This is a genomic window from Spirosoma validum, from assembly GCF_014699035.1.
Classification (GTDB): domain Bacteria; phylum Bacteroidota; class Bacteroidia; order Cytophagales; family Spirosomataceae; genus Spirosoma; species Spirosoma validum.
On sequence record NZ_JACXAA010000002.1, the window covers coordinates 80,574 to 93,850 of the forward strand.

The window sequence follows — 13,277 nt, forward strand, 5'->3', positions numbered from 1 at the left end:
AGATTCTTAGGAGTCAGTTTGCTGAGAAAGGAAAGGTAACGTAGCCACTTCCCACCAGTAACGACGGAAGGTGTAAAAACAATTAAGCCATTGATGGTAAGTGCCGGGTTTTACAATATAGGAAGCAACCCCAAGCGAATACGCTTTTTCGATATCGTCCGCTTCCTGTGACGAACTAAGAATGATAACAGTTGGCTTTCGAGAAAATTTATTTGTCTCCAAAAATTCGACCAGCGCCCAGCCATCCTCCTTCCGAGGTAGGTATAGATCGCATAAAATTAACCTTGGAAATTTGCTGGTTTCCTGGGTGTTCGTTTCCAGGTATAATATTGCTTGACTAACAGTATTCGCCCAGATAGGCTCCACTTCAGGAAAACATTGAGTCAGCGCAGCACGAATAATTAGCCACTGATCAGCATTGTCTTCTACAATTAAAATGGGAATCTGACGCTGTTTACGACGTCTTGGAGTAGTTACCTTGGCCATTTATTTTAGTGATCGTTGAGAAGTTTGCCTTATTGAATCAGCCGAAGAGTCGACGGAATCAGTCAGGAAAAGCGCGCGTGTTTACGTAATAATCTATGTAAATCCAGGGCATTACAGCGCAATTAATTATCTATTCTAGCGGGTGTACATGGCACCTTTGGCGATTGTTGACTCGTACTCATTGTTGATCGTCTCTAGAAATTTACCCGTCACCCATCCAAGATCGGCGTTCCGAATAAAGACAAACCGCTTAGGGTTTGACCCCGCGTTATAGGCTTTCATGATAGCCTCTAGCCATAGTGCTCCCACAATCAATTGCTTTTCGGAGAGTCTGCTTTGTACCTGATCAATGTTTTTTTCGGCCTGGCTGCGTACTCTTGCGTTGTCAATTGCCTTTAAGTCTGGTTGCGTTAGCGCTTTATAATCATCCAACACTAGGTGCTTGAACTGAGCTACGTCAGCTTCCAGAATCGGTACGGCCGTCATCCCCGCTTTCTCAGGGTGCAGATAGCTTACCAGAGCCAGAGCAACATCTCCGCCCAGGCCAACCGTCCGACGTTGTTTCAGACCAGAATTCAGACCGCTCAACTGGGATGCGAGAGCCGAGTCAGCAACCGTTTTAATGACTCGCTGCGCTTCCCGCTTAAAGGCATCTGTATTTAATGATCGCTTTCCCTCAATGCGCTCCACTAACGTACTGATTCCAATGGGCAGACTAATTTCATGGAAAGCTTTATTGGCGTGAGTGTAATTTCGGCGGCTAGCATCCTGGTCGAAATACCCACCAGTCGTTCGGGAGCTACCCAGATTTAAAGCTGATGTAGTCGGCCACACTTTTCGGGGAATAGCGCCGATAGTGAATAACTGGGCCTCTCGAATAGGACTTAACGTCGTGTCGATTTTCAGGTTGCCATTGGGCAGCACTCGAACCAACTGCTCATAGAGGGCCTGACGATTCTGAGGTGTTCTGGCCAATTCCTGATCAAGATCGCTGCTGAAAACAATAAAAGTCCGCTCTGCCGGTATGTTATAGCGCTGGATAGAATCTAAACCGATCCGCAGAGCATCCTGCCCTCCTTTGAGCGATTTCGCTAGATCGGCCGTCAGGCCACTGTTTGGAATATCGAAACTGGTTTTTATATCCTTTTCGTAAAAGTCAGTTTCGTAACTGGTTTTGAAAATAGCAACTTTTACCCCTGCTGTACCGATTTGAATACCCGCATAGATGTTTTTACTGGAGATATCACGGATAATTTCATTGACGGCCCACCCACTGGCTACGTATTTAAGATTGGTGTACTGGGTTCGGGCCTGTTCTAAATACCGTAATGCAGTTGTAGAGTCTTTCAGGTCTTTATAGGAGAGTCCCAATAGTTCATTGGTAATTGCTTCCCAGTATGGGTTTTTGTTCTGAACGGCAGGCATAGCCCGCTTCAGAAGGCTGATCGATTCCTGCGACTTATCGACTTCACGTAACGTATTAGCCAGTTTAATATAGCGAATGGCTTGCGACAGACTGGTGGCATTCTGAGCCAGTGCTGGTGATAAACAAAAAATAAGCCATGTGGATAGAACAAAAATATGTTTCATATACGTATATTATGGTTAATTCAGAGGATTTGGCTTTTGATTAAGCGTTCGTTCCAGCTCACTTTCGTCCGTAGATACAGGGGGCGTTGTTCGTTCTCTAGGCTGACGTTCATACGCTTTATCAATACGTTGTTTCCTTGATTGCTGTTGGCTGGATGTTTCAGGAACGTTTGCTTCTATACGACGTTCCTGATCTACTGCATCTGGTATAACCTGTTTTTCGGAAATAGTTACCGGCGACGTATTAGATGAAGAGGATAACTTAGCTACCGGGGAAGGTGCTTCTCTACGTTTTACGCGTTCAGTTGTAGCTGAATGTACCACTACCTTTTCTGAAGTAGTATTGTCGTGAGCGAGGGTTGGGAGTAATCGCACTGTCTGAACTTGGGACGGGCTTGCTTCGGGGGCTTGACATAGAGTCGGATAAAGCTGACAGCGGTTGATATACCCAGTGTAGATCAGTCCGCTTACAAGGGCGAATGACAGCACGCCCACCCAGCGTTTTGTCAAAGGCATCTGATTGGGAATGCGTACTGGTTGCACCTGTTTACTGATTAATGGACGTGTGCGAATGGCTGGTAAGAATCCTGAACTACGTCCCTTAAGTAACACTAGTCTTTTTTCGGTGCTATTCTGAATGATTAATTGACCGGAATGAAGTCCGGCTTTATTGGCTGAATACCGGACATGCACATAAGTGCCAAGAGAGGCTGGCATAAGCGTCAGCGTGGGTAGAAACGCAGGACGGCTATCACTGGCAAACTGGAAGTATTCTGGCGCATCTGTAGTAAGAGTTACGGGCTCTGTACTTGATTGCTGCGCAATCGTTAGCACCATAAAACTCGGTTTATCAGGTGATGCCCGGGAGAAAGATAGAACAGATTCACTAACCGTTAAAGACGGCTGTTGTAGTAAAGTCAGGGACGTGGTCACATCAACAGCTAATGTCAATGTCTCGGCGACGGAATTGCGAATAACAACGGCTCCGTTTTCGGGTGAATCGGCTGTCATGATTAATGTGACGGTAGCTTTAGCTATCCATCTACTGTCTTCCTGGAGAACATGGTCAATAACTTGTTCACGCTTGAACTCGCTATTTAACGAAGTCGCGATCATATAGCCTGCCGATGCACTTACAGTCAATACACCAATACGTTCCTGTGACGTTAATACTGATTCCACTTCGAAACAATATGCCTTATCACGAAAATCGCTGGTGTGAATAATTCTTTGAACTGGTTGATTAATAGGCATTAGACTATGAAAATTTAAAGAAAAAGGATGTAGGATAAAAAGAATAAACTACATCGTCTATATACAAACAAGTAAATTATAATACCTTTCAACCTACGTATTACTCAATCAAATCGATTTAGTATAAGCAAAAGTAAATTTGGATAAAGTATATTAACCTAGTATAGATTACTGACCATTGTATAAAACCGGATGTCCACTAAAGACGTAGGTATTATTATTACTCAAGTTAATCTACATGCAAACTATTAATTTAACAGGCCATCCCCATCCAATTCAAATTGATTCAATCTTATGGTTGGAGGGCGAAGCCAGTTACACACGCGTACATTATCAGAATGGTGCTGTTGCCATTGTTACGCAGCCGCTTCAATGGTTTGAGCATCACCTCAATTTTGTTCGTGTTCATCGTTCTGCCATTATCAATCCACTTTATGTTCAGGAATTCGAGCACAAAAGCGGACGGTCTGGTTGGGTTCGACTGGTCAACGATCTGGTGATTCCCGTATCGCGCAATCGGCTTGAATACACAGTTTCTATGCTAACCAATAGGCTAAAACCCTCATTTGATGCAGAATCCGGTAACTCAGTTCATCCTACCACAAACCTTGACTGAGTACTGAGTTTGATCGAAATAATTGCATTACAAATATAAATTGCTACAGATTGAGCAAGACAGTTTATTTCTAATTGGGAGCTTCTTTAAAATTTCATATTTTTTTGATTAGTAGTTATTGATTATTGTTACTTAATTTAAGGAAAGGTAACCATAGATTAACAACAAATGAACGGTAAGGGTTTTAATTAAAAGTTATTTTAATGATCATATAAAGCCTCTTTCAATAGCGTTTTGCCTTCCGAATCTAGCTCCTCTAAATTTATCGTAGCGACAGACAACAGGTAGCAGGTGGTTTGTAGTAAAAATGTTTTATAGCCAATACCAGCTTTGTGACAATACGTACCTGATCAAATTACCAGTCTGACTGAACTTATCAATGATATTCCGCTGGCCATATAGTCATATGGACGGCAACATCCTGTATCGACAATTAACAGTTAATACGTTATGAATGCACCCGTGATTTTATTTGCTTATAAGAGACCTGCTGAGCTCAAAGCGACTCTTCAAGCTTTGAAGGCTAATTATTTGGCTTCGCAAAGCGACCTATACATCTTTGTTGACGCACCTAAACGGCCGGAAGATTCTATTAAAGTAGCTCAGGTCCAGCAACTACTAAACGATACTACGGGCTTTCGCAATATTTACCGAGACTATGCTAAGACCAACATCGGTTGTGCTGATTCAGTTATCCGGGGAATATCCCTTGTTTTGGCAAAACACCCCTCAGCGATTATTGTCGAAGATGACCTTGTAACATCGCCCAATTTTTTAGATTTCATGAATCAGGGACTGGCACAATATGCTGATAGTAAGCAGGTTTATTCTGTAGCCGGTTATACGTTTCCGTTTCCGCGTCCAACCGATTACGCATCTGATGCTTACTTCATCCCACGCCATAGTCCATGGGGCTGGGCTACCTGGTCGGATCGCTGGCAATCTATCGATTGGGACATGACTGATTACCCAGACTTCACTCAGGATAAACGCCAGCAAAAAGCCTTTAATCAGGGCGGCTCTGACTTGGTGCGAATGTTAGCTGATCAAATGGAAGGGCGCTCTGATGCCTGGGATATTCGTTTCTGTTATAATCGATTCAGAGCGAATGGATTAACGGTTTATCCAACCGTATCAAAAGTTGAAAATATCGGATTTGGTGAAGGGGCTACCCACACAAATATTTTTAATCGATACAAAACACAATTGGATAAAGGTACTCAGCGAACCTTTGACTTCCCTGCAACTGTACAGCCTACAGATTACTATCATCGCAAAACGCTACAACGCTACAGTATTCCGATCCGAATCTATAATCGACTAAAGACATTGGCTGGTATGCGCTAAGAGAATTTTTACGTTGTCACGTAAGATTTATCGGATTATTCTCTCATTCCAAAAAAATATCAAATAGGATTATTTCTATAAGTCCTATTGTTTAATAGACCGGAGGTTTTGTCTACAGCTGTATCATTTTGACAACTGCGGACAAAACCTTTGATTTTATAGTAGAGAGGTTTACTACTACTCGAAAGATCTAAAATGTACGGTTGTAGCCACTCAGGTAAGAATTAACACGATGCAGAGCATAGCATTAGTAGCTAAATGGGTATAGTTAATTTCCTACTCGGCATAACTGCGATTTTTCACATTTTGTATAGAATTAGGACCAATTTTATGTTAATAAATTCATAAAAAAATAAATATGTAGTTTATGAATGTTTAAAATAAGAATTGATGACTCTCTTATTGATTTAATAGTATAGTAAAGAGTACGCTATTTCATATTTGGTCTCGGCAAACTTCTCTTCTAAATTTAGAGTAGATAAGTAGTTAGTGAAAATACCTAGGATCACTTTTTGTCATGCTAACAGAGAAGGCATCTTGGCTTACAGTAGATCGTTTTCTCGCTAGCATGACAAATTTTTTTAATCATACTCCTCCAGGTTTAAGCAAGATAAGCGCTCATCAATAAATAGTGAGCAAAACTGTCAACATCATAAGCTATAATACGATTTTTCCTTGGTCTGAACGTCTTTGGATGTCTATAGCTTGATCTACACGAATCAATGCATAAAGTAATTAGAAAAAAAGAGCAATTCATTTTTTTCGTCCATTGGGCAGCTATTGTGCTTTGGATAGCTTCGCTAACGGGATGTACATCGGCTAAGAAACTGGTCTATTTTCAAGGTACGACATCTAGCGAAGACACCATTACGATGCCGGAGCAGTTCATTCCAACTATTAAAAAAGGAGACATTCTTTCAATCCAGGTAAGTAGTTTAAACGCTGAAGCATCCGCCTATTTTAATCCAGCCGCAGTAGCAGACGGAGGTTCCACCATTAATTCGTCAAACCCGTTGACACGAACGCCTGGCTATTTAGTGGATGCGGATGGAACCATCAAGCTACCACTTGTTGGGCAACTAGCGGTCGTTGATTTGACTAACACAAAGGCGGCCGAATTAATACGTAATAAGCTCACTGTTTATCTAAAAGAACCAACCGTTAACGTACGAAATCAGAATTTCAGAATCTCCGTATTGGGGGAGGTAACCCGTCCTTCCCTATTTACGATTCCTAACGAACAGATAACCCTACCAGAAGCATTAGGCCTGGCCGGTGATTTGACAATTTATGGTCGTCGGGATAACGTATTGATTATTCGAGAGGAAGGGAAGAAACGTGTTTTCGCCCGGCTGGATTTGACCCGTCGTGATGCCTTTCACTCGCCTTATTATTCGCTTCACCCAAACGATGTTGTTTATGTGGAGCCTGGTAAAGTTCGTGTAACTAGTGTAGATCGAGTATACGTGCTGGCTCCTGTAGTTATCGGGGTTTTGTCCCTGATTGCCATTATTGCGACTCGTCGCTAATCAATCCACGCACACCTAATCTTCTCAACAAACATGGCATTTAAAGACACTTCTTCCTACGTTCCCTATCAGGTAATTGATTCAAATAAGGTTGCCTTACGGACGTATCTGGCGCCTTACCTACGCTATTGGCCGTTGTTTGTGTTGTCGTTGCTGTTAGCGTTGGCAGGGGCCTATGTTTATCTCTTATATAAACAACCTATTTACCGGATTCAGGCCAGCTTACTGCTTCAGGACGAAAAACGGGGTAATGTGCAGGCAAATCCGCTGAAAGAACTGGATGGGTATTCTCCTAAAAAAGTAGTTGAGAATGAATTGGAAGTACTACATTCTTCCACATTAATGGAAAGCGTAGTGACCAGTCTTCATTTAGATACCCGGTACTACAGAAAAATGTCTTTTGGCAAACGGGAGATCTATACGGAATCACCTGTTTGGATGCTGGTTGAGTCAGGTAATCAGACTCTTTACAAGAAGCCGCTGGAACTCAATTTTCCAACCAGCGAAACTGTGCAGATCAATAACAGTACGTATCCGCTCAACCAGTCTATCCAGACGCCATATGGCCGATTACGTATTGTAAGTCGCCGGGCAGTAAGTCGTATGACCGATCCACTGCTTGTTCAGGCAATGCCACTAACGGCGGCTGTAGGAATGTACTTAGGCAACCTTAAAGCAGAACCAACCAGCAAAACGTCGACGGTTATTCACCTGACGCTTGAGGATGCGGTTCCGCAAAAAGGAGAAGCTATTCTGAATACGTTAATAAACGAGTATAATCAGGCGGCTGTAACGGATAAAAATAAGGTAGCTGCCAGTACACTACGTTTTGTTGATAATCGACTACGTATCGTATCTGGTGAGTTGGCATCGGTTGAGAAAAACGTAGAACAATATAAATCGGCACTCGGTATCACTGACTTGAGTGAGCAGGCAAAGTCCTTTATGGAAACAACCCGGCAAAACGATACGCAACTCAACCAGGTAAACATCCAGCTGGCGGTGCTCAACGATCTACAGAAATTTATCAGTACCCAGTCTGATAAACGGGGTAGTACGCCAGCAACGGTAGGGCTGAACGATCCGGTCCTGCTGAGCCAGATTGAAAAACTGTCGCAGCTTGAACTTGAGCGGGATAGGTTGAGCCAAACGACATCAGCCGAAAATCCGCTGTTACAAACAACGGATAATCAGATAAAAGCGACAAGGAACAACATCAGTCAGAACATCCAGACGATGAAGTCTATGCTGACTAGTTCTCAACAGCAGTATCAGGCCAAGAACCAGAAAATCGAAGGCAGTATCCGGACAATGCCGAAGCAGGAACGGACGCTGATGGATATTACGCGGCAACAAGATATCAAGAATTCGCTTTACACGTACTTACTTCAGAAGCGGGAGGAAATGGCCGTTACGTTTGCCGCTTCTGTTGCAGATAGTCGGACTATTGATGCGGCTAAAAGCAGCGACGGCCCCGTTAAACCCGTATCAATTGTTATTTATGCGCTCTTTAGCCTGGTGGGTCTGTTTGTACCAACGGCCGCTATTACAGCCAGACAGGCGTTAAATACCCGGGTTTCGCGCCGGAATGATGTTGAGGATGGTACACAGGTTCCGATTTTGGGCGAAGTGATGAGTAAACGCCATCGGGACGTACTGGTAGTTGCTCCAAATAACCGGTCGGTAATTGCCGAACAGATCCGGGCCATTCGAACCAATCTTCAGCTAGGAAAACACGAATCTACGGAGAGTCAGGTCCTGTTGTGTACGTCCAGTATTAGTGGCGAGGGCAAATCGTTTATATCCTTAAACCTGGGAGCGAGTCTGGCCATGTTACGCCAACCGACGGTCATTCTGGAAATGGATATGCGAATGCCCCGGCTGCACCAGTCGTTCAACATCAATAATACAATCGGACTCAGTACTTACCTGAACGGAGAAGCAACGCTAGACGAGATTCTGCAACCTGTTCCTGGTCACCCGAATTATTTCATTATTCCGAGTGGCCCTTTGCCACCTGATCCTTCTGAACTGCTAAGCGGCCCTATGGTAAAGCAGTTGCTTCGCTTATTGCGGGAACGCTTTAGCTACATCATCCTTGATGCGCCACCGATTGGTATTGTTACGGATGCACAAGTTGTTGCGCCTTATGCCGACACTACGTTGTTTGTCGTTCGTCATGGATTAACACCTAAGCATAGCCTCAAAACGCTGGACATTCTTTACCGGGAGCAGCGTTTTCAGAACATGCGTATTATTCTGAACGCTGTTGGTGATGGAGAGTCTTACCATTCCAATCACCAGTACAAGAACAGCTACTCGTATCGATAAGAGGAACCGACAGATTGGTATCCGGTAGTCATCGGCTTACCCAGCATAAACTGAGCTATCTACACGCTGCTTTGGCACATACACCGACTCTTATGGAGGCATCTACCAACGGAAAAACATTTCATTTATTCCTGAATCCAGACCTTCAGGCACAGCCTCAGGCTAAAAACGTGCTGGTTACTGATATTAAAAAGCGCCTTTTTGACCTTGGAGTAGCTGGTTTAGTAACGGTCTCTATTCTCATTTGGCTTATACCTCTAGTTGCTCTATTGATAAAATTGAGTTCTCCTGGTCCAGCCTTATACATTCAGCTGCGGTCGGGACGGAAGGGACGCGTATTCCCATGTCTGAAATTCCGAACGATGACTCATGAAAAGAACGCAACATTTCGCCAGGCTACGATAAATGATCGGCGTGTTACCCGTATCGGGAAATTTCTGCGCCGGACGAATCTCGATGAGATGCCTCAGTTCCTGAATGTGCTGGCTGGTCATATGAGTATCGTTGGGCCACGTCCTCACCCCCTGCCTCTTGATGCTCAACATTGGGATACGTTAGTGGGCTATAAGGAACGGTACGTTGTCCGCCCAGGCATTACGGGCCTGGCTCAGGTACGAGGTGCCCGTGGTGAAACGGCAGAGGCCCATAGAATGAAAATTCGAGTACGATACGACCATCTGTATATCCGTCATCAATCAACACGATTAGATGCTGCGATTTGCTGGTGGACGATCAAAACGGCCATCAAGGGAGATAAAAACGCTTTTTAGGTTAGCCTGTAAACTCGATATCATTACAATAATGACTAAAGTCTTAAACGTTACCTTGTTCGATTGTGGCCTGGATGCTGCTGTGCATACTTGTCTCGAACAATGTGCAGACTCCTACCAGCGGGAAAATAAGTGCATCAGCGCCACGGATGCTCATGGGCTGGTCACGGCGTATAGGCAACCAGAATTTAAAGCTCTACTTGATTCATTTTATTGGGTTATGCCTGATGGTATGCCCAGCGTTTTACTAGGAAAGTGGAGGGGAGCCACACAAATGACGCGGTGTTATGGTCCCGATTTTTTTAAACAGATACTAACAAACAGTGTCGGTAAGGAAATCACTCATTTTTTCTGTGGGGGAAAAGAAGGGGTGGCTGATGAGTTGAAGGTTGCTGTTAGCCAAAAGTTCGGTAACCACCAGGTAGTAGGTACGTTCTGCCCGCCGTTCCGGGAAATGTCCGATCAGGAATTAAAAGAACTGGCGCAAACCATTAATAGATCGGGAGCAAACATCGTTTGGATTGGCTTAGGCACGCCAAAACAAGAGCGCTTTGCTCAACGCCTGTCTATGTGGACGAACGTTCACTTCTTAGTCACGGTGGGGGCTGCTTTTGATTTCCATACTGACCGGGTTACGCAGGCACCAGCCTGGATGCAGAGGCTGTCGCTGGAGTGGTTTTTTCGGCTTATGGTCGAACCCAAACGCCTTGGCGGACGATACTTCCGGGTGGTCCCTCTGTTTATCTGGTTCAATCTGAAAGAAGCTTTCCGGCCATCCAAATCCGTTCAGGCCTGACTGGCCGAGTGCGTTGCTACAACTAAAATCAAGCATGAATACAACAACAACCGTTGCGGATACACAGCCAGCCTTATCGAAATCGGTTCTTAAACGGTTTTCTATAAATGTAGCTTCTCTTTTCAGTGTCCATTTGGCCAATATGCTGCTGCCGCTCCTGACGGTGCCGTACGTAGTGCGTGTCATTGGCCCTGAGCGGTTGGGATTGCTTAATTTCTCGACGGCCTACGTCGCCTATTTTATCCTATTGATCAACTATGGATTCGAGATGGCAGCTGTACGGGCCATTGCTGCAGACCGTACCAACAAAGAGCTGGTAAATCGAATTTTCAGCGAGGTGCTAACGGGCAAAGCCTTATTATTTGGACTGTCGACCCTTGTTTTCGCGGGTCTTTCTTATTACAATCCGGTTTTCAGAGAGCATGTATGGTTACACGTCTGCACATACTTAAGCTGCATTGGCGTGGTGCTGTTCCCGGTTTGGCTGTTTCAGGCCATGGAAGATATGGGCCGGATGGCTATCCTCAATCTGCTTGTGAAAATTCTATTCACTCTGTCAGTATTTGTGCTTATCCGCCAACCAGAAGATTACTTTTATCAAAACCTATCTACCAGCGTTGCGCAGGTGCTAGTGAGCATTGTTGCCCTATGGGTGGCCATACGTCGGTTCAAAATAACATTTACGTTACCTACGACCTCGGCCTTACGTAATCGATTCAGGGAAGATAGTACTCTGTTTTTTTCCTCGGTAATGATTACACTGTACGCTGGTTCGTCTATGTTTCTGCTGGGGTTATTCACTACGGCGTATAACGTAGGCATTTTCTCGGCGGGAACCCGCATTGAAAGCATTGCCCGGGCCTTTGTAAGTATGGCCCTTAATCAGGCCTTTTTCCCCATTGTGGCCAACGCTTTTGGAAAAGGCCGGGAAGAAGGACTGCACCTGGTCCGTACTACTTTTTTTCCGTTAGCTCTTTTCATGGTGATTGTGTCGGCGACGTTGTGGCTTATTGCGCCGTTGTTTATTACGCTGCTGTACGGCAACAAATTTCAGGAGGCTATTCAGGTGCTACGTATCGTGTCGCTACTGCCTATTATGGTAGGCATCAGTAATCTGCTGGGATTGCATACCATGCTGAATCTACGGATGGATCGCGCTTTTTTTGTCATTACGGCCTGCGGCTCAGCCATTGGCCTGGGGCTGAATATGCTGTGGATACAAAAGTCGGGCTACTTGGGAGCCGCCTACGCCTGGGTGATGGCTGAGTTTTGGATTACCCTAAGTATGTACGGGTACCTGCGCTATAAAGGCATACAGGTCGTTAAGCTTAGTTACCTCCACGAAGCCATCGGCTTTACGAAAACCAGGTTAGCTACGTTGCTAGGACCGCGCGTAACCAACCGATAATAATACTCACATTAGAGTTGATCCACGTCATGAAAATTCTTTTCGATCATCAGGCTTTTTCACTCCACACCTACGGTGGCGTGTCCCGCTATTTTTCTGAGTTGATTCATGGCATAAACCTTACACCAGATTATTCAGCTGCGTTACCGTTACTGTTTTCCAACAACATTCATTTGAAAGAAAAAGGGTTTGACATCAATCATTTTTTGCTCAATAAAGATTTCAAGCGGAAGAAGCGGCTTATCTATGAAATAAATAAGTTTTATAGCCTGCTGGCACTCAAAAAAAAGCAGTACGATATTTTGCATCCTACTTACTTCGATTCATACTTTATCCCGTACCTGAATCGTAAGCCACTGGTCGTAACGTTTCATGACATGATTCATGAAAAATTCTCTGATCAGTTTAAAGAATTAACGTTCGACCGGGGTATTATCGCTCGTAAAAAACTCATGGCCAATCAGGCCGACCGTATTATTGCTGTTTCCGAAAGTACCAAGCGGGATATAGTTGAGTTGCTTAATATAAAGCCTGAAAAAATCGAGGTAGTTTACCACGGGTGCTCGTTCCCGCCTTCGGTGGTCAGTTCAACGGAAGAGCCTGATCCAGTGCCGTTTCCTTATCTTTTATACGTGGGAAGTCGGCAAGTTTATAAGAATTTTGGTGGTATGCTGACGGCCATACAGCCCGTACTAAAAAAGTACAGGCTGAAACTTCTTTGCGCCGGTGGCGGTGGCTTTACGGAGTCGGAGCATCAATTAATTCAGTCGCTGGGAATTAGTGATTTGGTAGAGCAACATGTGATAAACGATCAGATTTTACGAAAACTTTATCAGCAGGCGGTAGCCTTTATTTTTCCGTCACTATATGAAGGGTTTGGCATTCCAATTCTGGAAGCGTTCGATTGTGGGTGTCCATGTATTGTAAACAACAGCAGCTCGCTCCCCGAAGTGGCAGGAGAGGCAGCGCTCTACGTCAATTTCAACGAACCAGATTCAGTAATTGACGCCGTTGAGCGGCTGCTGAGTGACACCGAATTAAAGCAACAACTTATCAAAAAAGGCAAAGAGCGCCTACGTGAATTTTCCTGGAAAAATACCGTTGACAGCACACTCAGACTTTATAAAGAATTGGGGTAATCTAACGAAAA

The 13,277-nt window shown here is 44.4% G+C and carries 11 protein-coding genes; 8 read left to right on the forward strand and 3 right to left on the reverse strand.

Annotated features, from left to right (window positions below; genetic code table 11):
• Positions 1-6 precede the first annotated feature (6 nt).
• The 3 genes from IC230_RS05190 to IC230_RS05200 form a co-directional block, all read right to left on the reverse strand.
• Positions 7-486 (reverse strand): response regulator, encoded by a 480-nt coding sequence (locus IC230_RS05190; protein WP_191037926.1) that lies wholly within the window; start codon positions 484-486, stop codon positions 7-9.
• 135 nt (positions 487-621) lie between these two features.
• Positions 622-2,076, reverse strand: coding sequence for a tetratricopeptide repeat protein (locus IC230_RS05195; protein ID WP_191037927.1), 1,455 nt, complete (start codon positions 2,074-2,076; stop codon positions 622-624).
• A gap of 15 nt (positions 2,077-2,091) precedes the next feature.
• Positions 2,092-3,330: a hypothetical protein gene (locus IC230_RS05200; RefSeq protein WP_191037928.1), complete on the reverse strand. Its 1,239-nt coding sequence runs from the start codon at positions 3,328-3,330 to the stop codon at positions 2,092-2,094.
• Positions 3,331-3,568: 238 nt separating this feature from the next.
• On the opposite strand from IC230_RS05200, the gene IC230_RS05205 reads away from it, so the two are divergent.
• The 8 genes from IC230_RS05205 to IC230_RS05240 all read left to right on the forward strand — a co-directional run bounded on the left by IC230_RS05205 (position 3,569) and on the right by IC230_RS05240 (position 13,266).
• Positions 3,569-3,946, forward strand: a complete 378-nt coding sequence (locus IC230_RS05205) for a LytTR family DNA-binding domain-containing protein (RefSeq protein WP_191037929.1) — start codon at positions 3,569-3,571, stop codon at positions 3,944-3,946.
• A 450-nt stretch (positions 3,947-4,396) separates the two neighbouring features.
• Positions 4,397-5,293: a glycosyltransferase gene (locus IC230_RS05210; protein ID WP_191037930.1), complete on the forward strand. Its 897-nt coding sequence runs from the start codon at positions 4,397-4,399 to the stop codon at positions 5,291-5,293.
• Between the two features lie 722 nt (positions 5,294-6,015).
• Positions 6,016-6,822: a polysaccharide biosynthesis/export family protein gene (locus IC230_RS05215; RefSeq protein WP_191037931.1), complete on the forward strand. Its 807-nt coding sequence runs from the start codon at positions 6,016-6,018 to the stop codon at positions 6,820-6,822.
• A 33-nt stretch (positions 6,823-6,855) separates the two neighbouring features.
• The gene (locus IC230_RS05220; RefSeq protein WP_191037932.1) at positions 6,856-9,153 is read left to right on the forward strand and encodes a GumC family protein; all 2,298 of its coding nucleotides are present in this window, start codon (positions 6,856-6,858) and stop codon (positions 9,151-9,153) included.
• Between the two features lie 92 nt (positions 9,154-9,245).
• Positions 9,246-9,923, forward strand: a complete 678-nt coding sequence (locus IC230_RS05225) for a sugar transferase (RefSeq protein WP_191037933.1) — start codon at positions 9,246-9,248, stop codon at positions 9,921-9,923.
• A 31-nt stretch (positions 9,924-9,954) separates the two neighbouring features.
• Complete coding sequence (locus IC230_RS05230) at positions 9,955-10,719, forward strand: WecB/TagA/CpsF family glycosyltransferase (RefSeq protein WP_191037934.1); 765 nt, start codon at positions 9,955-9,957, stop codon at positions 10,717-10,719.
• Between the two features lie 34 nt (positions 10,720-10,753).
• Entirely contained in the window at positions 10,754-12,127 is a 1,374-nt protein-coding gene (locus tag IC230_RS05235; RefSeq protein ID WP_191037935.1) for a flippase, read from the forward strand.
• A gap of 29 nt (positions 12,128-12,156) precedes the next feature.
• On the forward strand, positions 12,157-13,266 hold the full coding sequence (locus IC230_RS05240; RefSeq protein ID WP_191037936.1) for a glycosyltransferase family 4 protein: 1,110 nt from the start codon (positions 12,157-12,159) through the stop codon (positions 13,264-13,266).
• Positions 13,267-13,277: the final 11 nt, after the last annotated feature.